Genomic DNA, 22,812 nt, shown 5'->3' with positions numbered 1-22,812 from the left:
AGGATCAATGGGCGTGCTCGGCCGAGCCCTTGCCCAATTCGGACTTGAGGATGAAGCTGCCGGTGGTGGCCACCTGAGCACCGGCCTCCAGGCCCTGGCGCACTTCGACGTAGCCGTTTTCACTGGCGCCAAGCTCAAGATGGCGGGTGATAAAACCGTCAGGCGTGCGTACGAAGACCGAGGGTTTTTCCTCGACGGTCTGGATCGCCGTTTGCGGCACGGTGACCTTGGCCTGGTAGGTGTCCGTGGCCAGTTGCACGGTGACGAACAGTCCTGGGCGCCAGGCGTCGTCGGGGTTGGGCACCGTCACACGCACGGTGGCGGTGCGTGTTTGCTCGCCGAGCAAATTGCCGACATAGGCCACGCTGCCCTGCACATCGGTGCCCATTTCCGTGGAGCTGACTTTCACCGGTTTGCCGAGCCGGACCTTGTTCAAATCCTTGGGAAATACGCCGAAGGTGACCCACACCTGGGACAGGTCAGACAGCGTGAAGGCGTTACTGGTCTCGCTCACCACCTCGCCGACACCGAGGTGCTTTTCCACCACCACGCCTGTGAACGGCGCACGCAGTTCGTAACGATTGCCGCCGGCCAGCACGGTGTTGCCGCTGAGCGCGGTCATCTTTTGGCGGGCATTGTTCAAGGCGATTTCAGCTTCTTGCAGGGTTTGGCGCGCCAGCAGGTAATCCTGCTCGGCGGAGATCTTGTCCTGCCACAACTGGCGTTCACGCTGGAAGGTAATACGCGCCAGTTCAACCCGACGCTCGCTGGCCGCCAGCTCACTGCGCTGGTCGGAAATCTGCTGGCTGGCGATCACCGCGAGCAGCTCGCCCTTCTTCACCGCCTGGCCAAGATTGACCTTCACGGATTCCACCACACCGGCCGCGCGCGGGACGATATGCGAGGTACGGTCTTCGTCGAAACGCACCTCCCCCGGCAGCGTCAGCAATGTGCTGATCGACCGGGGTTGGGCCTCGGCGAGCTCGATACCGGCGGCCTGGATTTGTTGTTCAGTCAGCTCGAGCGTGCCTTCTTCTTCCTCGGCGTTGGCCACGCCGGACAGCATCAGGCCCAAGGCGACGGCAAGCGCCACGCCGTGTCGTTTATTCATAAGGCACTCCAGAAAAAATCAAAACCGGGCGAGGTCGCCGTAAATCCGTTCGATGCGCAGCCAGGCATCGGTGGCCTGGGCGGTGGCCGCAAGGTATTGGGTGCGCGCCGCGATCAGGGTGCGCTGGGCGTCGAGCACGTCGAGGAAGTTGAACTTGCCCATCTCGAAGCCGCGGGTGGCGCTGTCCACCGCGCGTTGGGCGGCGGGCAGGATCTGCTGGTTGAATGCGCGCACTTCGCTGTTCGCGGTTTGCCACAGGTCCAGGGCCTGGCGCGTTTCGGTACGCAGGCGCAATTCGGCAGCGTTGCGCTGGTCGCGGGCCTGATCGGCACGGCGCGTGGCGGCAAGTACGTTGCCCTGGTTGCGGCTGAACAACGGAATCGGCATCGACACGCCGACCAGGTTCACCCGCTCGCGCACACTGGCGTCGTACTGGCTGCCGATGGACACATCCAGGTCGGGAATACGCTGGGCTTTTTCCAGGCCCACGCTGGCTTCGTTCTGCACGATCTGCAGTTCGGCCAGGCGCAGTTCGGCGGTCTGCTCAAGGCGCGCCAACAGTTGTGTGGCGGACGGCAACGGCGGTGTGGAGTGGCTTGGCGTGGCGACAGTCTGGAAGTCGGTCGCCGCGCTGCCGGTACTGGCGGCCAGGCGGCGATAGGCGTCGGTGAGGCCCATGTGTGCGCGATTGAGTTCGAGGCGGATCTCCGACAACTGCACCTGGGCCCGCGTGGCTTCCACCGGTGAGGATTTGCCGGCAGTCACGCGGCCGTTGGCGACCACCAGCCCGCGCTCGGCCAAGGCCAGGGAGCGCTGCACCAGGTCGAGACGTTCCTGGGCGCGCAGGGCACCGTAGTAGCCGTCGATCACCTCGACGCGCAGCGTGTTGCGGCGCTGTTCCAAGGCCAGTACGGCGGCGTCCTGGGCACGCGTCGCCACGTCAATGCGGGCACCGCGCTTGCCGCCCAGTTCCAGGGTTTGGCTGAGCTTGAGGGTGGTGGTACGCGTATCGCGACGTGTGTCTTCGGCATCCCAGGACGCCACCGGATTGGGGATCAACCCGGCCTGCTGGCGACCGCCCGCGGCGATCTCGATTTCCCATTGCGCGGCCGCCAGGTCGGGGTTGTTGGCGAAGGCGGTTTGCAGGGCCGCGTCGAGGGTGAGGGTTTGTGCCTGGGCAACGCTGGCAGCTCCCCACAACAGCGTCGCCCCCACCAGCTTTCTAACGGAAATTGCCATAACGAGAGTTCCACGCCCATAAAGTAAAAGCCGGGAGAATGTAGCGTTCGCGACTTATCAAAGCGGTGGAGCAAAGATTACAAATCCGACAGCAATGGCTCTGGGGCGGGCGTTATCAGGTATGCTTTTGGGCCAGGAAACAAAAAGAAACAATTTTCCCAACCTGTTCGATAAGGAGTCTCGCCTTGGCGTTATCGACTGCCGCGTGGATGGTTCACGACACCCGTCTCATGCTCTGCGTACTGCTGGCCATCGCCAGCATCATCGTGCTGATCAGCGCGACCAAGTTGCCGCCGTTCCTGTCGATCCTGATCGGCACCTTTATCGCCGGGGTCGGCGCCGGGTTGCCAGCGGAAGAGGTGGCCAAGGCCTTCAGCAAGGGCGCCGGGGCGATCCTCGGTGAAGCCGGGATCATCATTGCCCTGGGCTCGATGCTGGGTGCGCTGATGGCGGAATCCGGCGCGGCCGACCGCATCGCCACCACCCTGCTCGGGCTGGGCAAGGGCAAGTCGTTGCCATGGGTGATGGCGCTGGTGGCGATGGTGATCGGCCTGCCGCTGTTCTTCGAAGTGGGCCTGGTGATGATGGTGCCGATCATCTTTGTGATGGCCAAACGTTCGAACCAGCCGCTGTTGAAAATCGCCATCCCGGCGCTGGCGGGCATGACCACCTTGCACGCCTTGATGCCACCGCACCCAGGGCCGCTGATTGCGGTGGGCGCGTTGCACGCCGACCTGGGCCTGACCATGTTGCTGGGCTTTTGCCTGGCGGTGCCGGCCGTGATCCTCGCCGGGCCGCTCTATGGCAACTGGCTGTCCAAGCGCCTGCATGTGGATGAGCCGGCCGACATCGGCGCGCTGTTCAGCGCCCCGCCCAAGGCCCCGCGCCAGCCGAGCTTTGGCGTGTCATTGCTGATCATTCTGTTGCCGGTGATTCTGATGCTCGGCAGCACCTTGGCCAAAGTCGCGCTGCCAGCGGAAAGCAGCGTGGGCCTGACCCTGAAATTCCTCGGCGAACCGCTGATCGCCCTGGGCCTGGCGGTGATCGCCGCCGTGATCTGCCTGGGCTGGGCCGCCGGGATGCCGCGCGCTGAGGTCGGCAACACCCTGCGCAAGGCCCTTGCCCCCATCGCCGTGTTGCTGCTGACCATCGGCGCCGGCGGCGGCCTCAAGCAAACCTTGCTGGATGCCGGCGTCAGCCAAACCATCAGCAAAGTCGCCGAAGGAGCGCACATGCCGTACCTGCTGCTGGCCTGGTTGATCGCCGTGGCGCTGCGCCAGGCCACCGGCTCGGCCACGGTCGCCACCACCACGACCGCCGGCATCATCGCGCCGATGATGGCCGGGTTGGCGGCGACACAAAGCTCACTGGTGGCGCTGGCGATCGGCGCAGGTTCGGTGTTCTTCTGCCACGTCAATGATGCGGGGTTCTGGATGGTGCGCGAGTACTTTGGCTTGCAGCTGAAGCAGACGATTTGGGTGTGGTCGGTGTTGCAGACGATTGTTTCGGTGGTCGGGTTGGTCGGTACGCTGTTGCTGTGGCACTTCTTGACCTGACCTTCAGGCCGCCAAGGTGTGGCGCTTGCCAAACAGCGCTACACACCCCACCCCCACCGCGCCCATAACCACGCAATACCCCACGCAAATCCACGGGCTGGTCGGCATCAGCGCGATCAGCATCAGCGGCGTGGTACTCGCCCACAGTGCGTAAGCGATGTTGTAGGTGAAGGAAATGCCCGACACCCGCACCTGCGCCGGAAACAGGCCGACCATCACCGACGGCACCGCGCCCACTACCCCGCAACTCAAGCCCGCCAGCGCGTACGCCGCGCCAAGCCAGATGCCGCCGCTGATCAGGCTGGCGTACAGCAGGAAAATACCCACCGGCAGCAGCAGGCTGTAGACCAGCACCGCGCGCCAGGCGCCGATGCGGTCCACCAGCAGGCCGGCGAGGACGCAGCCGATATTCAGGAAGACGATGCCCAGGGCGCTCAAGGCAAAGGTGTGACTGGGGCTCATGCCGAAGGTTTTCTGCATCATGGTCGGGGTGATGACCACCAGCACCACCACGGCGGAGGTGAGCACGCAGGTGAGGATCATCGCCGGCAACAGTACGGCGCGATGGTCACGCAGTACGGTGCGCAGCGGCAGCTCGGCAGCGGCCTGGCGGCGGGCCTGCATTTCGAGGAAGACCGGGGTTTCGCTGAGCCAGCGCCGCAGCCACACGCCGATCACGCCGAACACACCGCCGAGCAGGAAGGGGAAGCGCCAGGCGTAGTCGAGGATTTCGGCCGGGGTGAAGACCTGTGCCAGCAGCGTGGCAGTCAGCGCACCGAGCAGGTAGCCGAAGGTCAGGCCGGCTTGCAGGAAGCCCAGGGCATAACCACGATGGTTGCGCGGTGCGTGTTCGGCGACGAAGGTCCAGGCGCTGGGTACTTCACCGCCCACCGCCGCACCTTGCAGCACGCGCAGCACCAGCAGGATCAGCGGTGCGAAATAACCGATCTGTGCGTAGGTGGGCATGATCCCGATCAGCAGGCACGGCAACGCCATCATCAGGATGCTCAGGCTGAACACGCGCTTGCGCCCCAGGTGATCGGCGAAGTGCGCCATCAGGATGCCGCCCAGCGGACGCGCGAGGTAGCCGGTGACGAAGATGCCGAAGCTTTGCAGCAGGCGCAGCCACTCGGGCATTTCCGCCGGGAAGAACAGTTGGCTGAGGGTCAGCGCGAAGAACACAAAGATAATGAAGTCGTAGATTTCCAAGGCGCCGCCCAGGGCGGCCAGGCCCAGGGTCTTGTAGTCGGAGCGGGAAAAACGCTGCGCCTGTGGAACAGAGGTGGCAGTCATGTTGAGGCTCGGCAGACAAACAAAATGGCGTGCAGGTTATGAGCTGCGCCAGTTGATGGCAATCGCGGCAGATATATTTGTTTTCCTCATGGATCGATGAAGATAACTGCATTCCCATATCAATGGCCGTGGAGGAACATGCCGAAAAATTGCCGACCCCATAATAACTACAAGAGGAAAGACTCGTGGCCGATGCTATCGAAGAAAGCCGCTATGCCCGCTTTGCCCTGCGCTGCTCGAACTTTGCCGAGCGCTGGTTCCCCGACTCCTGGGTGTTCGCCGCCCTCGCCGTGATCATCGTCGCCGTGGCGACCCTGGGCATGGGCGCCGCGCCGACCGAAGCCGCCAAGGCCTTTGGCGACGGGTTCTGGAGCCTGATCCCGTTCACCATGCAGATGGCCTTCGTGGTGATCGGTGGCTACGTGGTCGCCAGCTCGCCACCGGCGGTCAAGCTGATCGACCGCCTGGCGCGTATCCCGAAGAACGGCCGCTCAGCCGTGGCGTGGGTCGCGTTGATTTCCATGGTGGCGTCATTGCTCAACTGGGGCCTGTCCCTGGTGTTCGGCGGCTTGCTGGTGCGTGCGCTGGCCCGTCGTACGGATTTGCGCATGGACTACCGTGCTGCGGGTGCGGCGGCCTATCTTGGGTTGGGCGCGGTGTGGGCGCTGGGGCTGTCGTCGTCAGCCGCACAATTGCAGGCCAACCCGGCCAGCTTGCCGCCGTCGATCCTGTCGATCACCGGGGTGATCCCGTTTACCGACACCATCTTCCTGTGGCAATCCGGCGTGCTGTTGCTGGCACTGATCGTGGTGTCGCTGATCATCGCCTACGCCACCGCGCCCGGCCCCAACAGCGCCCGTGACGCCAAGGCCTGTGGCGTCGACCCGGCCTTCAACCTGCCCAAGCTGCAACCACCGGGCCGCCCCGGCGAATGGCTGGAACACAGCCCGTTGCTGACCATTCTGCTGGCATTGCTGGCGGCGGGCTGGTTGTTCCATGAGTTCTCGACCAAGCCGGCGATCAGCGCGATTTCGGGGCTGAACACCTACAACTTCCTGTTCATCATGGTCGGTGCCCTGCTGCACTGGCGCCCGCGCAGCTTCCTCGATGCGGTGGCCCGTGCAGTGCCGACCACCACCGGCGTGTTGATCCAGTTCCCGCTGTACGGCTCGATTGCGGCGCTGATGACCGTGGTCAAGGGCGGCGACGGCCAGACCCTGGCGCACCATATCTCGACCTTCTTCACGTCCATCGCCTCCCACGACACGTATGCACTGCTGATGGGCGTGTACTCGGCAGTGCTGGGCTTCTTTATTCCGTCAGGCGGCGGCAAGTGGATCATCGAAGCGCCTTATGTGATGCAAGTGGCCAATGACCTGCAATACCACCTGGGCTGGGCGGTGCAGATCTACAACGCGGCCGAGGCGCTGCCGAACCTGATCAACCCGTTCTACATGCTGCCGTTGCTGGGAGTGTTGGGGTTGAAGGCGCGGGATTTGATCGGGTTTTCGTTTGTGCAGTTGCTGGTGCACACGCCGCTGGTGTTGTTCCTGTTGTGGGCGTTGGGGACGACGTTGAAGTATTTGCCGCCCGTCATGCCTTGAATAACTGATGACTGCACCTGTTGTTGCAACAGGTGCAATCACACTGCAGTTACAGGAAGACGCGCCAATAGATCAGGCAGCGCGCTCTGGATGGTGTCCCAAACCACATCAAGGTTGATATCGAAGTAACCGTGGGCGATGCGGTTACGCATTCCCCGCATGCTGCGCCAAGGAATGTGTGAATGAGCCTCAGCGAAGTGCGGGTGCAGATCCATGATTTTCGTCGACGCCTCACCAATGATGATCAGACTCATGACCACTGCTTGTTGAGTACGCCTGTCTTCCAGAAACTCTTCTTTGCTAAGGCCCTCTACAAAACTGATCGCGTCAGCAGTGGCCTGCCTTATGTGATCCAGATAATCCCCGAGGCGATTTGCTGTCATACAGGCCGTGCCTCAGCCAGCACTTTTGCGCGGAACTTCAACGGCAAATCGGCAGGCGTCAGTAGATCGACATTGACCCCTAGCAGGTCCTCAAGCTCGACTTGCAGCCCGCCAAGATCAAACAAAGTGGTTCCCGGCGGCGCATCGACCAGCAAATCAAGGTCGCTGCCTTCTTGGTCGGTACCCAGCAATACAGACCCAAATACCCTTGGGTTTGAGATGCGAAATCGGCCCACCACTTCTCTGACGGCTGCACGTTTTAGATCAAGGGCGGTTGAAGGTTTCACGGTTCACCTCAGTGATGTCCATTATCGGGCAAGTCTAGCAGCGCTGGCCAAGCGTAGACACGTCTTGCTCATCACACCGCTGTCTTCGTTCCGTCACATTGCATTGCTACCGTCCTGCGAAATATCTTGCAACATCTCGCCAGCAAGGACTCCCCGCAATGAGTGATGATCACGAAGACCGCCCTTCCCCAGATTCCATAGCCCAACCGCCGGTAGACACCGGCCGTCGGCGCTTCCTGGGGGGTGCGGCGGTGTTGGGGGTGGGCGCGACCTTGAGTGCCTGCGGCAACAGCAGTGAGGCGCCCGGCAAGCCCGTGGCGCGGCCGCTCACGCCTCAGGAGCTGGACAAGGCGTTGCACGACCAGGTGAAGACCGTGGTGGTGATCTATGCCGAGAACCGCAGTTTCAACAACCTGTTTGCGGACTTCCCAGGCGTTGAGAAACCGCTGTCGGCGCTTTCCGCCGCCGACACACAGCAACGCGACCGCGACGGCAGCCTGTTGACCACCCTGCCCCCGGCCTGGGGCGGTGTGCTGCAAGTGGGCCCGCAAAGCGTGGATGGGGTGACTTACCCCAGCGAAGTGCAATTCCAGGAAAACCTGCCCAACGCCCCGTTCGCCCTCAAGGGCCCGAACGCCGAAGACCTGCCGTTGAGCCTGGTCACCCGCGACTTGTGGCACGTGTTCTACCAGAACCAGATGCAGATCAACGGCGGCAAGAACGACGGTTTCGTCGCCTGGGCCGACTCCGGCGGCCTGGTCATGGGCCATTACGCCCAGAGCCGTTATTCCCTGCGCCTGTGGGATGTAGCCAAGGAGTTTGTGCTCTGCGATAACTTCTTCCAGGGGGCGTTTGGTGGCTCGTTCCTCAACCATCAATACCTGATCAGCGCCACCGCGCCGTTCTACCCGAATGCCGCGCAGTCGGTGGCCAAGGCGCAGATCGCCACGCTGCAAAGCGATGACCCCACCGACCCGCGTCTCAAGCCGCTGGATAAATCCCCGGCGAGCGCCATGACCGGCCCGCCGCAGTTCGGCCCCAGCGCGCTGACCCCGGACGGTTACGGCGTGAACACCCTGGCGCCGCCGTATTGGCCGACCTGGATTCGTGACCCGGAAAACCCGGACTACGCAAAAGCCGACCTGCCCAACGTACTGGTGCCGCAGACCCATGAGCACATCGGCGACAAGCTGTCGAAAAAGAACGTCGACTGGGCGTGGTACGCCGGGGCATGGCAGGCAACGCTGGATCAGTTCAAGGATTCGGGCGGTATCCCGAAGATCCCTAACTTCCAGTACCACCACCAGCCGTTCAACTACTTCAAGCAGCAGGGCCCCGAGAACCGTGCCGAGCGTGACAAGCGCCTGCGCGATGGCGGTTTGGGCGATGAGGCGAGCACCAATAAGTTCTTCGCCGATGCCCAGGCCGGCAAGCTGCCAGCCGTGAGCTTCTACAAGCCCCAGGGCAACCTGAATATGCACGCCGGTTACGCCGACGTGGCGTCGGGCGACCGCCATATCGTCCGCGCCTTGAAGGTGCTGCAGGAAAGCCCGCAGTGGAAAAACATGGTGGTGGTGGTGACCGTCGATGAAAACGGCGGCTGGTGGGACCACGTCGCCCCGCCCAAAGGCGACCGCTGGGGCCCAGGCACACGGGTTCCGGCGCTGGTGGTCTCGCCCTTCGCGCGTAAAGGCACCGTGGACCATACGGTGTACGACACCGCGTCGATCCTGCGCTTGATTACGCGGGTCTTCCAGCTGGAGACCCTGGACGGGCTCAAGCAACGCGATGACGCCATGATTGCCCGAGGCCAGAAACCCATGGGGGATTTGAGCAACGCGTTGCAGTTCAGCGTGTAGGACGCTTATCCAATAGCGACATGCCTGGCGATTTAGCACGCGGTTTTCCTGGCCAACCGCTACTGTGAGGAGGTGGGCTTTCACCCCGCGCAGACGGGCTTTCGCTGACAAGGAATCAAGTATGTTCAAACCGACCAGGTTGTCCTTCACCCTGGCCGCACTGATGGCCAGTGCGGTCGTACACGCCGACATCGAAGTACCGCTGGGCAGCACTCAACGGGTGACCCAGTTGTTCGCTTACCCCAATAACTGCAATGTGATCTGCTTTCGGCCATGGACGCTGGAGCAGACCGCCGAGCACTACCTGAACCAAAGCCTGCAGCGCGATGGCTACAGCCGAGCCAAGGTCAGCGTCAAGAACCATGAAGGGCAGCTCGCCGCGACCTTCAGCGGTGTACCCGACAGTTACGGCCAGCCCCTGACCGCGCTGCTCAATACCGCTGACCTGGCCTACCAGGGCGCGAGCAGACTCAACAGCGACGGCAAGTGGGCGTACAACTGGTACCTGTTCCTGCCACTGGGCATGGCCCTGGAAAACCGCAAGAGCATCGAGTTGCTGCATTTCCCGCCGGATTATTCGCTGACCCAGGCCCAGGATTACCTGGAGTCGGCCACCACCGACCGCTGGGCCAGCCTGCTCACCGATAACGGCGTGCCGGCCACCGAAACCCCGGCCTACCAGACCATCATCGATATCGCCCCCATCGCCGCCCCTTCCAATGCGGGCAAGGACCTGGAGAACGTCTACGGCTACTTCACCGACTACCAGACCCGCATGGTCAGCGAACTGAGCCTGCACCCCAACGGCTCGCTGCCAATGGTCGCGTTCGGCGCGCCGGTGCGCAGTTGGATCAAGCAGCAATACGGACAAACCGTGGGTGTACTGGGCCTGGCGCAGATCAGCCCTGCCGCGGGCAAGACCGTCTCGGTGCTGGGCGCCAACCACCCCAGCTACATCTGGTACGCGGCCAGCCCGGACACCTATGACGGTAACGAGCAGAAAGCCGACGACGCGGGTTTAAAAGTGATGGGCCAGGACTTGAGCGCCGCCTGCTGGCAGGCCGGAATGGGCCAGAAACCCGCGAGCGATCCGAATGTGCTGCTCAAGGCCTGCATGAACACCTGGCAGGTCACGCGCAAAGAGCAGACCTGCGAATTGTTCTACACCTCGGTGCGCAACCTGACCCCGGAACAGGCGAACGCCAAATGCGCCACGCCTTCGATCAAGACGCAGCTCAAGCAACTGAAGAACGCAGCGCCCGCCCCCAGCATCATGGCGCCTGCGCTGTAGACAGCAGAAAATCCGATTTCTACTGTCAAAGTTGACAGTAGAAATCGGCTCCACGTTCAGCGAGTCTTGAGCCGGGCCCATCCGCTGCAAGACTGGTAGTCAGCCACCACCCGCAGGTCGATGCAGCCTAACCAAGGAGAGTTATGAAAACTCAAGCCATGGACCAGGCTAAAACCACTGTGAGTGATGGTTTGTACCCGTTCAAGACACTGCTCGTTGAACAGGGCTATCCCTCGGCCAAGCACTTTAAGGTTGAGCGCGACGGCGGCGGCGTCAGGGCTCGCGTGGGTTTCGACGGCCGCGTGCGCATTGCCCGGGTGTCCGGTTACGCCGTGAACGAGCGACGCCCACGTACGCTGCAGCTGTCCGCCCGCATCCACCTGTATGACAGCTGGTTCTGCGGCCTGCTGCGACACTCCTGCAACCCGAATGTGTTTTTCGACACCACCTACCTGGAGCTATGGACCGTGCAGCCCATAGTCGCTGGCGCCCCGCTGACCCTGGACTACGCCAGTACCGAGGACGCCTTGTTCCGACAGTTCGCCTGCCAATGCGGCGAGCTGAACTGCCGGGGCTGGATCACCGGCAGCACAGAGTGTTTGAACGCCGAAGGCCAGGCGTTCATGACCCATTGGCGCGACCGCAAACGGCCTTAGGCTTCGCCCAGCGGACGCAGGCGATACTGCGGAGGCAGCTGCTCGAAGCCACTGATGGTGGTGTTCAAGCTTTTCCAACGGCCGTCCTTGATGCCGTAGATGCAGCCGTGGATAGACAGGCTCTGCCCACGGTGCCAGGCATTTTGCACAATGCTGGTGTGGCCGACGTTGGCCACCTGCTGGATCACGTTCAGCTCGCACATGCGGTCCACACGTTCCTCTTCGGTCGGCAGTTGGGCCAGCACGTCACGGTTTTCGTAGTAGAGATCGCGGATGGTGCGCAGCCAGCCGTCGATCAGGCCGAACTGGCGGTCCTGCATCGAGGCGCGCACGCCGCCGCAGCCATAGTGGCCGGTGACGAGGATATGTTTGACCTTGAGTACATCGACCGCGTACTGGATCACCGACAGGCAATTGAGGTCAGTGTGCAGCACCACGTTGGCCACGTTGCGGTGTACGAACAGATCACCGGGCAGCATGCCGACGATCTCGTTGGCCGGTACCCGCGCATCGGAACAACCGATCCACAGGTATTCAGGGGTCTGCTGGCGGGCGAGCTTGGCGAAGAATTCGGGATCTTCCTGTTTGATCGCATCCGCCCAGCGTTCGTTGTTATCAAGCAGGTCTTGTAGTTCGTTCATCAGGGAAAGCCTCAGGAATGATGCGCAGCTTTGACAGACGACCGCCCGTCCGGGTCACGCCGATGATAAAGATAGCCGGCGGGCAATTACTTGAATCTTGGGGGGCCATGCCTGTCCACACACTATAAGCCCCACAGTATGAGGATTGGCCATGACTGAATCACGACGTCCCTACGGCGCTACACAGCCCGAACCGATTGACGACAACGAAGACCGCATGGGCTCGATGCGCGAGCTGGATTTTGACGAGGAAGAACCGACGGCGGAGATTGGCAATGAGATCCCCCGTGGCGAGCGAGAACAGCTGATGCCCGACGAACGGGTGCGCGAGGCCGGACTGACCGGGGCTTCAACGGCTGATCATGAGTCGACCGATGATGATATGAGCCCGGAAACCCTGATCCATGAAGACGGTGCGCGGGACGCTCGGGAGGCGGGGGAAGACAACCCGGCGGATTTTGACCTGAGCATTGTCGATGAAGATGACATTGGCGGCGGAAATGGCCTGGATGAAGCGGAACTGGCTGATCTGGACCCGGTAGACGGAAACCGCTGACACTGCGCAAATCCAAATGTGGGAGGGGCGGTGCGACGATTCGACTTGCCCTCCTCCCACATTGGTCCGTGTGTTTAATCGACGAGGGTGCAGGCCATGACAACCGCATCTTCGCGCCCGCCGACAGCCGGGTAGTAGTCCCGGCGACGCCCAATCTCGTTGAAGCCATAGCGCTCATAGAGGCGGAACGCTCCGGTATTGCTGTCGCGCACTTCCAGGAAGCATTCCCGCGCGTTGGCGGCATAGGCGCGGGACATCAGGTGTTCCAGCAGTGCCAGGCCCAGGCCACGGCCCTGGTTTTCCGGCTTGACGGTGATGTTCAGCAAATGCGCTTCATCGAGGATGATCTGCACCACGCCGTGGCCTACCTGCTGCTCGCCTTCGAACATCAGCCAGATCTGGTACTTGCCCAGCCCGTCGAGAAAGATCCCCCGGGTCCAGGGATGGCTGAATGCCGCGTATTCGATTTTCAGCACGGCGTCGAGGTCGGCCTCGGTCATCGGGCGGAAGGATAAAGCCTCACTCATCGGTTGTTTTCCAGCGCGCCATCAGCCGGCGCATGGCTTGCCAGACATCAGCCTTACGCTGTGGCTCTTCCATTAATAATTCCAGGCCCGGCAGGGCCCATACAGAGCCCAGGCCCTCGACCTGCAGTTCGCGGTACCAGGCTTCGGCGTTCGCTTCACCGGCAAACCGTACGGCGGGCAGGCCGATCAGCCACAGGCACACGCAGGGTTCGTCCTCCAGGCGTGCCGAGACGAAGCCTTGCACGAAATCCCGCGCCGCTTCCGGGCCCTGGTCCATGGTGCCGCGTACCAGCAGCGGCCAACGGACCGGGTCGCCGACGATTTGCGGGCTGTCGGGCAGGCCGGCGGCGCGCAGCATGTCCTTGAGCAGCATGTAGGCGGGGTCGCGGGTCTGGAAGCGCTCGCCGGTGGGTAACTCCACCAATAGCAGGCAACGCCCGGCCCGCAATAACTGCAGGGCAAAGCGTGGCGGCGGCACCACGGGGGCCTTGGCAACCGGCGCAGCCGCTTCGGCCACTACGGGCTTGGCCATTGGCCCCGGGCGCGGCACCTCGACCTTGACGCGTTCAACCGCAGGACGAGCGTCCAGTACGGGTTTGACCACGGCCACCGGTGCAGCCGCCTCCTCCCCCGAAACCTCGAACGCCTCATAGGGCTCAAGCGCCGCTAACAGCTCGGGCCGCGACGGGGCGGCGAACGGCAGTTCGGTGCGGGGCAGCCAGTTGACCACCTGCATGGCGGTCAAGTAAGCGCGACGTCGGGACTCGATAAGCACAGCTCGGCCACTTGTGGATAAGTAAAGAGCGGGGATTCTACCGCTGTTCGGTAACAATCGCCCACTGTGCACTGACCGGCTGTGGATAAATCCCGCGCCTGATGCAGTACAATCGCGACTTTTAATCGCCAACCAGCCGGCCATTCCCATGATCGAACCCAAGCGCGTCCTGCGCGCCCTCGCCGAACACTGGGCCTTACTTGAGCCACTGTGCGAACACTTCGACCAAGGCACCCTGAGCCTCGGCGAGCTGCGCGCACAACTGGCCGCCCAACAACTGGACAGCACGCCCCAGGACATCACCAGCCTGCTGGACGTGTGGATTCGCCTGGATATCCTGGTGCCTGTCGCCAAGAGCCCGAACCGTTTCGAGCTCAACGCGCAGATCCACGACTTCCTGGCTTATCTTCGCAAGGAGCACCGGCTTGGCCTGTGCCTGGAGATCGAAGCCTACCTGCGCCATCTTGAGCGCCTGGCCGGTTATATCCAGGATGCCTTCGACATCCGTGATGGCCACGACCTGGCCCGCCAACTGCGCCTGCTCGACATGCGCGTACGCGACGTACTGAAAAAACTCGCCAACGACGAACAGGCCCTCGCGGCCGTGGCCGACCGTGCCAAGACCAGCGACCGGCAGATCCCGCTGCGCCAGCGTTACGCCGAAGTCCTGGCGACCTGGGACGAGTACGTCGAACCGATGATCCAGCTGGTGAACGCCGACGGTGCCTTCGAGCAAGGCGTGCGCAAGGTGGAAAACGTGCTGCTGCGCATGCTCACCGAGCAACAGCGCCTCGGCCACCTGGTGGACGACGACATGCTGCTGCGCACCCACGCGCGCATCCTCGAAATGCAGACCAGCGCCCAGCTGACCTTGCGGCATGCCCGCGAGCTGCTGTTGCCGCTGCGCGAAGAAGCGCGTCGGCACAATGCCGTGACCCGCGGTGCGGCGCTGGCGCTGTCGGCCATCCGCCGTAAAGGCCTGGACGCGGTGCCGCAGGCGGCGATGCCGATGTTTACCCGACCGCAAAGCACCTTCCTCGGCAGTGCCAGCCAGGTCGAGGCCTATGTGTATGCCCTGGCGAACTTCGAGCCGAAACCGGCCCGGTTCCCCAAGGCGCACAAGTCCCACAAGGGCGAAGCCCAGCGCGCACCTCGGACGGTCAAGGAAATGCTCGAGCGCTGCGAAGACGCGCTGCCGATGCCGGACCTGATGACCTGGCTGCTGGAGCAGGAACCGGACGGTGCCACCGACGAATTGCTGTACTGGTTCTCGCGGCTCTCGCGGGAGAAACGCTTCAAGCGCGAGCGCCTGGAACGCCGCGACTACCACACACACGAGCACCAGGTCAGCCTGCGCTCATTCGCCCTGCTCCCGGCCGGCACCGACGCCGCCGAGCATCCTGCGAGTACACCTCATGCATCTTGATCTATCCGAACTGTCCCAGCTGGCGCCGATCTTTCGCGAGCTGTTCAAGGGTTACCACGTCAGCCGCCGCGACCCCGAGCTGTACGCGCAACTGTCGAACTTCCAGGACCAGTACCGCACGCTGTTCAAGGCCCTGGGCTTTGAGCTGGTGTGCGATACCCGTGGCTTCTACTACTTCGTGCCGGACTCCGCGATTGCGAGTGCGCAGGTCAACAAGACCGCCCAGCGCCTGGCGCTGTTCACCTTCATCATTGTCGAGCACCTGGCCGACCAGGGCCGCGACCCGATCGCCGTGCTCGACGGTGGCAGCCTGGGCCGTGACGAGCTGCCGTCGCTGCTGGAAAAGTACCGCGACCTGTTTATCCAGGCCGAAGTGCAGACCCAGGAAGAACTCGAAGAAAAAATCATGCGCCGTATGACCCAGCTGGGTTTTGCCAGCGAAGACAACGGCATTTACCGCTTCCTGCCGCCGATGCACCGCTTCCTCGACGTGTGCCTTTCGGTGCAGCAGGACCGCGACCTGGCGGCCAGCGTACACAGCGTGTTGCCACTGCCGGTGCCGGTGATCATTGACGAAGACAGCGATGAAAAACTGCTGAAGACCGATGACCCGCTGGACCTCAGCGACTTCGCGGACGAAAGCGAAGAAGACGCACTGGCCCGCGCCATTGCCGAAGAACAGGAGACCGACGCATGAGCAAGGAACGCTACGGCATCCGCCGCTTCGCGCTATTGAACACTGCCGGCTACAGCTTGGGCTTGTTCCCGCTGGAAGAACCGCTGTCGGTGTATGGCGCTAATAACCTGGGTAAATCCGCGTCGATCAACGCCTTGCAGTTCCCGATCCTGGCGCGCATGTCGGACATGAGTTTCGGCAAGTACACCCTGGAGCAATCGCGACGCTTCTACTTCGCCACCGACACCAGCTACATCCTGGTGGAAGTCTCCCTGCCCCATGGCCCCCACGTAATCGGCGTGGTCGGGCGCGGCCCGGGCGGTGGTTTCGGGCACCAGTTCTTTGCCTACGCCGGCAAGCTGGACCTGGCCCACTATCAGAAAAACGACACCTGCCTGCGTCAGAAGGAGCTGTTCACCAACCTTGAGCGCGAAGGCCTGAAAGCCTACGAACTCAAGCCGGATGAACTGCGCCGTTTGCTGGTGGGTGGTCATACGTCGATCCCGCTGGACCTGACCCTGATCCCGCTGCGCTCCACCAGTGAGCAAAGCCTGAAAACTTTCCGCGCGTTGTTTATCAACCTGCTGCACATGCGCGAAATCACCGCGGCCAAGCTCAAGCAGCTGTTCCTCGATGCGTTCGAGCACAGCCTGCGTTCGGGTAGTGTGGATTACATCGCAGCGTGCGAAGAAGCCTTCCGCGATGTGCGACGCATGGAGCAGGACTACAACGCCCTGGTCGCTGCCGGCCCGCTGGTGGAAGCCCTGGCCAATGGCGTTCGCCAGCGCGACGCCCTGCGCGGCAAGCTGCATCGCCTGTCGCCGCTGCTGGATTCGCTGCTCGGCACCTGGTCGGACTATGCCAGTGCGCGCAAGGAAGAGCTGACCATCCAGGCCGAGCACTACCGCAACGAGCAGGACGCACTGCAGAACGACCAGCGTGGCGGCACCCAGGAGCTGATGCGCCTGGAGCGGGAAATCAGCGGCATCCAGCGTTGGCTGGGCGAGTTGTCGGTGCTCAAGCATCGCTTTGCCCTGGTGGATGACGTCAGGGTCCTGGAGCAGCAATTGCTGGCGGCCAAGGACGCTCACGATGAACTGGCGGGCGCACTGGCGCAGTCGCGGCAGTTCAGCGCCGAGGATCTGGACGAACGTCTGCGCGATCTGGAAAAACGCTTGAAGTCGGTCAAGCAGCAGCTGGATCACGCGGATAACAACAGCTATGCCAAGCTGCGCGAAGAGTTTTCGCAGCAGGACGTCGAGCGCCTGATGCGCCTCTTCAACAGTTCGTTGTTCAGCCTGCCATTGGGTGAACACGGCATCACGCTGGATGAGGACGGCCAGTGGGTCAAATCCCTGGAGCAGATCCTCGATGGCTTCAAGGGCGAACGTTTTGAAGTGCCGGGGCTGTCCATCGACATCTCCCACATCGAACCACCGGCGCTGCAGGCCCTGGCGGATCGCGCAGCGTTGCGCGACCAAAAGGAACGCCTGGAGAAAGAACTCAAGCAGCTGAAAACCCAGCAAGCCGTGACCTCCGACCGCGCGGCGAGCAAGACCCAGACCGAAACGCTGTACCAGCAGGTGCTGGACGCGCAAAAGGCGCTGGAAGACTTCCGTCGCGCGCAAACCCTGAGTGCCGAAGAAGGCGAAAAACTGGAAAACCTGGCACAGATGGAAGCGGCCCAGGATGAGTTGAAACGATCCAGCGATGCGTTCACCGAGCGCGTCCAGCAACTGTCCGCCAAGCTGCAGCTGGTGGGCCGCCAGATCGGCGATATGGAAGCCAAGCAACGTACGCTGGATGACGCCTTGCGCCGCCGGCAGCTGTTGCCGGCCGACTTGCCGTTTGGCACGCCGTTCATGGACCCGGTCGATGACTCCATGGATAACCTGCTGCCGCTGCTCAATGACTATCAGGACAGCTGGCAGGGCTTGCTGCGTGCCGATGGCCAGATCGAGGCGCTGTACGCTCAGGTGCGCCTCAAGGGCGTGGCCAAGTTCGACAGCGAGGATGACGTAGAGCGTCGCCTGCAATTGTTGATCAACGCTTATGCGCACCGCACCGATGAGGCGCTGACACTGGGCAAGGCGCGCCGGGCGGCGGTCACTGACATTGCACGAACCCTGCGCAATATCCGCAGCGACTACGACAGCCTGGAACACCAGCTAGCGCTGTTCAACCGCGAGATCAACAAGCGTCAGGTGTCCAACCTGCAAAGCTTCCGCATCGTACTCGCGCCGAACAAGGAAGCCCTCAAACATATCGACCAGATCATCCACAGTGCTGGCCAGTACGAAGAAGGCGAAACCCTGTCGGTGTTCGACCTCAGCCAAAGTGCCGAGCAGGACAACAAGAACGAAGAAGCCAAGGAATACCTGGCCCGCCTGGTGGCGGCCAACCATAACCAGTTGGGCCTCAAGGACCTGTTCGAACTGGCTTTCGAGATCACCAAGGTGCACGGTCAGCCGGTGATCCACACCGACATCGACGGCGCGGCGTCCAACGGCACCACCATGACCATCAAGGCGCTGACCAACATGTACTTGTTGCTGCACTTGATGGACCGTGACCAGGCCGGGCGTGTGCGCTTGCCGTACTATCTCGACGAAGCAGCGGATATCGATGAGAAGAACCAGGCGGCGTTGCTGGAAACCAGTTTGCAACTGGGCTTTGTGCCGATCCTCGCCAGTGTGAAGCCACAGGTGTCTGCCCAGGTGGCAATCGACTTGGAAGGCGGCAGCGGGCCGAACGGTATCTACATCGATGAGGCGGACTGGAAGTACATCCGTCGCCATGATGTGGTGAAGGCGACAGTGAATGTGCAGGCGGATGAGCCGGAGCTGGATGAGGTCTGACGTTTTGCGCTGAAATGCAAAAAGGCCGCGATCCGATGGATCGCGGCCTTTTTTGTAGCTTTATTTGCCGAGTGGGATTTTCGGTGCCCAGGTCAGCCATTCCTCTTCGAATTTGTCGAACAGCGGGAAGGTTTGCTGCGGCCGCGCGGCGTTGCCCATACGCTCGCCGTCTGGCGTGGCAAATGCGATACCGCCGGCCACAAGAGTCTCCAGGGACTCGGTGCGCACCGTCGCCCCCTTGAACAGGCCAAAGTCGAGGCCAAAGCCGCTGGTGTTCCAGAAGCGGCTGCCACTGCGTACCAGCGGCGCGTACTTGGGCTCGATGAGGATGTGGATCAGTACACGGTCGGCGGTCTGGCCCAACTCGTAGCCGGTCACTTTGCCCACGGTGACTTCACGGTAGGTCACCGGCACACCTTCCTTCAACGAGCCACGGCGTGCGGCGCTGAGTGTCAGGCTCAGGCCGGCCTCCTGGCGGACAGCTTCAGGGGGTTGGGCCAGTGCGACGAAGCTCTTCTGTGGACCGGCGTTTTTCGCAGCCGGCTGCACCTCGATGTATTGCCCGGTGACCAGGGTTTCCAGGTTGGAGGTTTTCATCAGGCCCAGTTCTGGCTTGACCACCCAGAACTGGCTGCCGACGCGCGCGATGCGGTCCGCTACTTGGGTAATACGTGCGCTGAGCAGCACCGATTGCATATCGGCACTGAGGTCTACGCTCTCGATCTTGCCCACATCCAGGCCTTTGAAACGTACCGGTGTGCCTGGACGCATACCGTCAGCACGCTCGACCCTGATGGTTACCAGGGTGCCATGCTGATTGGCCGCCTCACGGTCGGCAAACAAGCGGAATCGTGGAATGCGCTTTTTCAGCGGTACGTTCGGCTGCGGTGTTTCGAAGGCAATACCGCCGGCCATCAGGCTGGCCAGGGACTCACTCTTCACCTGGATACCACCGGTAAGGCCGCCGGTCAGGGTCACGCCGCTGGCATTCCAGAAACGTGTCGAACCGTTAACCAGGTTTTCGTATTCCTTCTCGATATGAACGCCGATCACCAGCTGCTTGTTCTTGCGCGAGAACTGGTAGCTCTGCACCGAGCCGACCTTGACCTGTTTGTAGAGTATCGGGCTGCCGACATCAAGGGAGCCGAGGTTGTCGGTGAACAGCACCATGTGCAGGCCCGGGGAACGCAGGTCCAGCGGTGGCGCCTTGGCGCGGGCGACGAATTCGCGTTGCGGGGCGCTGCCTTTGTCGCCAGGACGAATGGCGATGTAATTACCTTTGACCAGGGCTTCCAGGCCGGTAATGCCGGCCAGCGAGATGGAAGGTTTGACCACCCAGAACTGGGTGTCTTGAACCAGGTAGTCTTCGGCCAATGGGTCGAGGGTCAGCTCGGCGTTGGCGCTGGACAGGTCCGGGTCGATCTTCAAGGTTTTCAGGCTGCCCACCTGAATGCCTTTGTACATCACCGGTGTACGACCGGCTTGCAGGCCTTCGAAGTCCGTGAGCTTGACCTTGGCCTTGATACCGGCAGCGGCCGCATCGAAATCTTCGTACAGGCGGAACGGCAGGCTCGGATCGGTCGGCGGGCTGTCCTTGCGATTCTCCGGCGTGGCGAAGGCAATGCCGCCGGCGACGATACTGGAGAGGGATTCGCTGCGCACCTTCACGCCGGAGAGATTGGCATCGATGCTGATGCCGCTGGCGTTCCAAAAACGGGTGTGTTTGCGCACAAGGTTGGCGTAGGTCGGCTCGATGTAGACCTTGATCTCGACGGTGCTCTGGTCCTCGGAGAGCAAGTAGCTTTTGACCTGGCCGACCTGTATCTGCTTATAGAACACCGGGCTGCCACGGTTGAGCGAGCCGAGGCGGTCGGCCTTGATGGTCAGGTGCAGGCCAGGCTTGGCGTCGGACAAAGGCGGCTCTTCGGAGAGCGCCTTGAATTTGCGTGTGGGCTCACCGTCACCGGGGCTGGCGGCGATGTAGTTACCCGAGACCAGGGTTTCCAGGCCGGTGATACCGGCAAGGCTGACACTGGGCTTGACCAGCCAGAAACGCGTGTTGGTCTTGAGGTATTGCTCGACATCCTTGTTCATCTCGATGGTGGCAATCACCCCGCGATTATTGCCCTCGTCGTCAAGGGCAAGGGTCTTGACCTTACCCACGGACATGCCTTTGTAGACCACTTCGGTTTTGTTGGCCTGGATGCCTTCGCCGCTTTCAAAGCGCACCTGGATCTCAATACCCTGCTGGGAATAGGCACGCCACCCCAGCCAACCGCCGATGATCAAGGCAATCAGGGGAAGAACCCAAATGGCTGACCAGTTGGAGGCCGGGCGGGTTTTAGCTTTAGGCAAATCACTCATGGTCGTCGTCCGACTCCGTATTATCCCAAATCAGTCGGGGATCAAAAGTTACTGCGGCAAGCATCGTCAAGATCACCACACTGGCGAACGCTGCAGCGCCGAGGTTGGCCTCGACGCTGGCAAGCCGCCCAAAGTTTACGACCGCCACCAGGATGGCGATCACGAAGATATCCAGCATGGACCAGCGGCCAATGAATTCGATAAAGCGGTACATGATAATGCGCTGCTGCGCGGAAAGCGGTTGGTGACGTTGAACCGAGAACAGTAACAGGCCAATGCCCACCAGCTTGAACGTCGGCACCAGGATGCTGGCGATGAACACCACAGCCGCAATCGGGAACATGCCGTGCTGCACCAACTGGATCACACCGGCCATGATGGTGCTTGGCTCGCCCTGGCCGAGGGAGTTGACGGTCATGATCGGCAACAGGTTGGCGGGGATATACAGAATGGCCGCCGTGATCAGCAAGGCCCAGGTGCGAGTGAGGCTGTTGGGGCGACGGGCGTGGATCAGCGCACCGCATCGGGTGCAGGTTTGCTCATCGGTGTCAGGCTCTTGTTTGTTCAGCTCGTGACATTCAGTACAAATCAGAATGCCCGCATCAATCGCCCGCATGATCATCTTCCCCTGACAGTGCTTGCCAGATCTGGTGCGGCGACATCACCACCTCAAGCAGAACCTGAACCATTAATAGGCTGACAAAGCAAACCAGACCCAGGCCGATGGTGATTGAGGCCATGTCGGCGAGTTTCACGATCGCCACCAGTACGCCCATCAAGTAGACCTCCAACATTCCCCAATCTTTCATGTGGTGGTAAATGCGGTACAGCAGCAGGCCGTAACTACGGCCGATCTTCCAACGAATACTGAGCAGCACCGCCAGCTGGCAAAGCAGCTTGAGCAGCGGAATACCCATGCTGCATAGGAACACCACGGCGGCGACGCCTTGCATCCCGGTATCGAATAGACCGACTACGCCACTCCACACAGTGTCCTCTGAGGACTGCCCGAGCAGATTGAGCTGCATGATGGGCAGAAAGTTCGCCGGGACGTAGAGCAACAGCGCGGCGAGTACCAGAGCGAGGCTGCGCTCAACGACATTATGGCGGTGAGCGTAGAGTTCATAACCGCAACGCGGGCATTGGGCTTTTTCACCGAGGGCGAGCATGGGTTTGCGCATCAGCAAGTCGCACTCATGGCATGCCACCAAGTTGTCCAGTGGTAAATCCGACACCTCAAGGGCATCAACCGGATCCGGCATAGGTAGGGCTCTGACTCTAAAAAAGGTTAGGTGCCTATTCTAGTGGTCTGGTTCAGAAATAACTGTGCAAATTTGTCGTGCATCTTTCCGCACTTTCCGACCGCCCAAAACAAAACCCCATCTGCTTTCGCAAATGGGGTTTCGGAATTTAATCTTGACGATGACCTACTCTCACATGGGGAAACCCCACACTACCATCGGCGATGCATCGTTTCACTGCTGAGTTCGGGATGGGATCAGGTGGTTCCAATGCTCTATGGTCGTCAAGAAATTCGGGTACTGAGTCGTGGCCGGCTGGCCTCGCTTCAGCAAATTGGGTATGTGAAAGCTGTCGGTGTTGTGGAAGATATCGAACTTACGGTTAATTGCGTCTTCAGACACCGCAATCTGGCCTTTCGACGCAAATTGCTTGGGTGTTATATGGTCAAGCCTCACGGGAAATTAGTAT

Annotated in this window: 20 protein-coding genes and 1 rRNA gene; 9 read left to right on the top strand and 12 right to left on the bottom strand. The window is 61.7% G+C overall.

Annotated elements, in window-relative coordinates; translation table 11 throughout:
* Positions 1-4: 4 nt before the first annotated feature.
* Together F6S08_RS14075 and F6S08_RS14070 are read right to left on the bottom strand one after the other, a co-directional pair.
* The gene (locus F6S08_RS14075) at positions 5-1,111 is read right to left on the bottom strand and encodes an efflux RND transporter periplasmic adaptor subunit (protein WP_065923995.1); all 1,107 of its coding nucleotides are present in this window, start codon (positions 1,109-1,111) and stop codon (positions 5-7) included.
* 18 nt (positions 1,112-1,129) lie between these two features.
* Complete coding sequence (locus tag F6S08_RS14070) at positions 1,130-2,350, bottom strand: TolC family protein (protein WP_315871758.1); 1,221 nt, start codon at positions 2,348-2,350, stop codon at positions 1,130-1,132.
* A 185-nt stretch (positions 2,351-2,535) separates the two neighbouring features.
* On the opposite strand from F6S08_RS14070, the gene F6S08_RS14065 reads away from it, so the two are divergent.
* Positions 2,536-3,906 (top strand): gluconate:H+ symporter, encoded by a 1,371-nt coding sequence (locus tag F6S08_RS14065; protein ID WP_315871757.1) that lies wholly within the window; start codon positions 2,536-2,538, stop codon positions 3,904-3,906.
* Between the two features lie 3 nt (positions 3,907-3,909).
* Here F6S08_RS14065 and F6S08_RS14060 read toward each other — a convergent pair whose 3' ends face one another.
* A complete protein-coding gene (locus F6S08_RS14060; protein WP_065923992.1) occupies positions 3,910-5,199 on the bottom strand; it encodes an MFS transporter in 1,290 nt (429 codons plus the stop codon).
* 185 nt (positions 5,200-5,384) lie between these two features.
* On the opposite strand from F6S08_RS14060, the gene F6S08_RS14055 reads away from it, so the two are divergent.
* A complete protein-coding gene (locus tag F6S08_RS14055; RefSeq protein WP_027606949.1) occupies positions 5,385-6,803 on the top strand; it encodes a short-chain fatty acid transporter in 1,419 nt (472 codons plus the stop codon).
* Between the two features lie 38 nt (positions 6,804-6,841).
* Here the strand turns inward: F6S08_RS14055 and F6S08_RS14050 are convergent, their stop codons facing one another.
* Positions 6,842-7,186, bottom strand: coding sequence for a DUF86 domain-containing protein (locus F6S08_RS14050; RefSeq protein WP_053134107.1), 345 nt, complete (start codon positions 7,184-7,186; stop codon positions 6,842-6,844).
* Complete coding sequence (locus tag F6S08_RS14045) at positions 7,183-7,473, bottom strand: nucleotidyltransferase family protein (protein ID WP_053134104.1); 291 nt, start codon at positions 7,471-7,473, stop codon at positions 7,183-7,185. Before F6S08_RS14045 ends, F6S08_RS14050 begins: the two co-directional genes overlap by 4 nt.
* Positions 7,474-7,631: 158 nt before the next feature.
* On the opposite strand from F6S08_RS14045, the gene F6S08_RS14040 reads away from it, so the two are divergent.
* The 3 genes from F6S08_RS14040 (at position 7,632) to F6S08_RS14030 (ending at position 11,279) form a co-directional block, all read left to right on the top strand.
* A complete protein-coding gene (locus F6S08_RS14040) occupies positions 7,632-9,332 on the top strand; it encodes an acid phosphatase (RefSeq protein ID WP_074843611.1) in 1,701 nt (566 codons plus the stop codon).
* A 121-nt stretch (positions 9,333-9,453) separates the two neighbouring features.
* The gene (locus tag F6S08_RS14035; protein WP_065923990.1) at positions 9,454-10,623 is read left to right on the top strand and encodes a hypothetical protein; all 1,170 of its coding nucleotides are present in this window, start codon (positions 9,454-9,456) and stop codon (positions 10,621-10,623) included.
* Positions 10,624-10,766: 143 nt separating this feature from the next.
* Entirely contained in the window at positions 10,767-11,279 is a 513-nt protein-coding gene (locus F6S08_RS14030) for an SET domain-containing protein-lysine N-methyltransferase (RefSeq protein ID WP_065948503.1), read from the top strand.
* Here the strand turns inward: F6S08_RS14030 and can are convergent.
* Positions 11,276-11,920 carry a carbonate dehydratase gene (gene can / locus F6S08_RS14025; RefSeq protein WP_003188288.1) on the bottom strand — a complete coding sequence of 215 codons (645 nt, stop codon included), beginning with the start codon at positions 11,918-11,920 and terminating at the stop codon, positions 11,276-11,278. The two genes, F6S08_RS14030 and can, sit on opposite strands and share 4 nt — an antisense overlap.
* A gap of 151 nt (positions 11,921-12,071) precedes the next feature.
* Here can and F6S08_RS14020 point away from each other — a divergent pair, with 151 nt between their 5' ends.
* Entirely contained in the window at positions 12,072-12,476 is a 405-nt protein-coding gene (locus F6S08_RS14020) for a serine kinase/phosphatase (protein WP_065923988.1), read from the top strand.
* A 74-nt stretch (positions 12,477-12,550) separates the two neighbouring features.
* Here the strand turns inward: F6S08_RS14020 and rimI are convergent, their stop codons facing one another.
* On the bottom strand, positions 12,551-13,003 hold the full coding sequence (gene rimI / locus F6S08_RS14015) for a ribosomal protein S18-alanine N-acetyltransferase (protein ID WP_003188286.1): 453 nt from the start codon (positions 13,001-13,003) through the stop codon (positions 12,551-12,553).
* Positions 12,996-13,739, bottom strand: coding sequence for an energy transducer TonB (locus F6S08_RS14010; RefSeq protein ID WP_065923987.1), 744 nt, complete (start codon positions 13,737-13,739; stop codon positions 12,996-12,998). The genes rimI and F6S08_RS14010 overlap by 8 nt, the downstream gene beginning before the upstream one ends.
* A 187-nt stretch (positions 13,740-13,926) precedes the next feature.
* Here F6S08_RS14010 and mksB point away from each other — a divergent pair, with 187 nt between their 5' ends.
* The 3 genes from mksB to mksF are packed head-to-tail and all read left to right on the top strand — an operon-like array spanning position 13,927 to position 18,738.
* Positions 13,927-15,204 (top strand): Mks condensin complex protein MksB, encoded by a 1,278-nt coding sequence (gene mksB / locus F6S08_RS14005; RefSeq protein ID WP_065948505.1) that lies wholly within the window; start codon positions 13,927-13,929, stop codon positions 15,202-15,204.
* Positions 15,194-15,901, top strand: a complete 708-nt coding sequence (gene mksE / locus F6S08_RS14000; protein ID WP_065923985.1) for an Mks condensin complex protein MksE — start codon at positions 15,194-15,196, stop codon at positions 15,899-15,901. Before mksB ends, mksE begins: the two co-directional genes overlap by 11 nt.
* Positions 15,898-18,738 carry an Mks condensin complex protein MksF gene (gene mksF, locus F6S08_RS13995; protein WP_315871756.1) on the top strand — a complete coding sequence of 947 codons (2,841 nt, stop codon included), beginning with the start codon at positions 15,898-15,900 and terminating at the stop codon, positions 18,736-18,738. The genes mksE and mksF overlap by 4 nt, the downstream gene beginning before the upstream one ends.
* Positions 18,739-18,798: 60 nt before the next feature.
* Here mksF and F6S08_RS13990 read toward each other — a convergent pair whose 3' ends face one another.
* The 4 genes from F6S08_RS13990 to rrf form a co-directional block, all read right to left on the bottom strand.
* A complete protein-coding gene (locus F6S08_RS13990) occupies positions 18,799-21,102 on the bottom strand; it encodes a PqiB family protein (protein WP_065923983.1) in 2,304 nt (767 codons plus the stop codon).
* Entirely contained in the window at positions 21,095-21,718 is a 624-nt protein-coding gene (locus F6S08_RS13985; protein WP_027606959.1) for a paraquat-inducible protein A, read from the bottom strand. Before F6S08_RS13985 ends, F6S08_RS13990 begins: the two co-directional genes overlap by 8 nt.
* Positions 21,705-22,364 (bottom strand): paraquat-inducible protein A, encoded by a 660-nt coding sequence (locus F6S08_RS13980; protein WP_065923981.1) that lies wholly within the window; start codon positions 22,362-22,364, stop codon positions 21,705-21,707. Before F6S08_RS13980 ends, F6S08_RS13985 begins: the two co-directional genes overlap by 14 nt.
* A 152-nt stretch (positions 22,365-22,516) precedes the next feature.
* Positions 22,517-22,632: ribosomal RNA gene (rrf, locus tag F6S08_RS13975) — 5S ribosomal RNA — on the bottom strand.
* Between the last annotated feature and the right edge of the window lie 180 nt (positions 22,633-22,812).

Origin of the sequence: Pseudomonas sp. JV449 (assembly GCF_032424295.1) — a bacterium.
GTDB lineage: Bacteria > Pseudomonadota > Gammaproteobacteria > Pseudomonadales > Pseudomonadaceae > Aquipseudomonas > Aquipseudomonas marginalis.
Note: the sequence above shows the minus strand (reverse complement) of the source record. Positions and strands in the feature narration are given on the sequence as shown.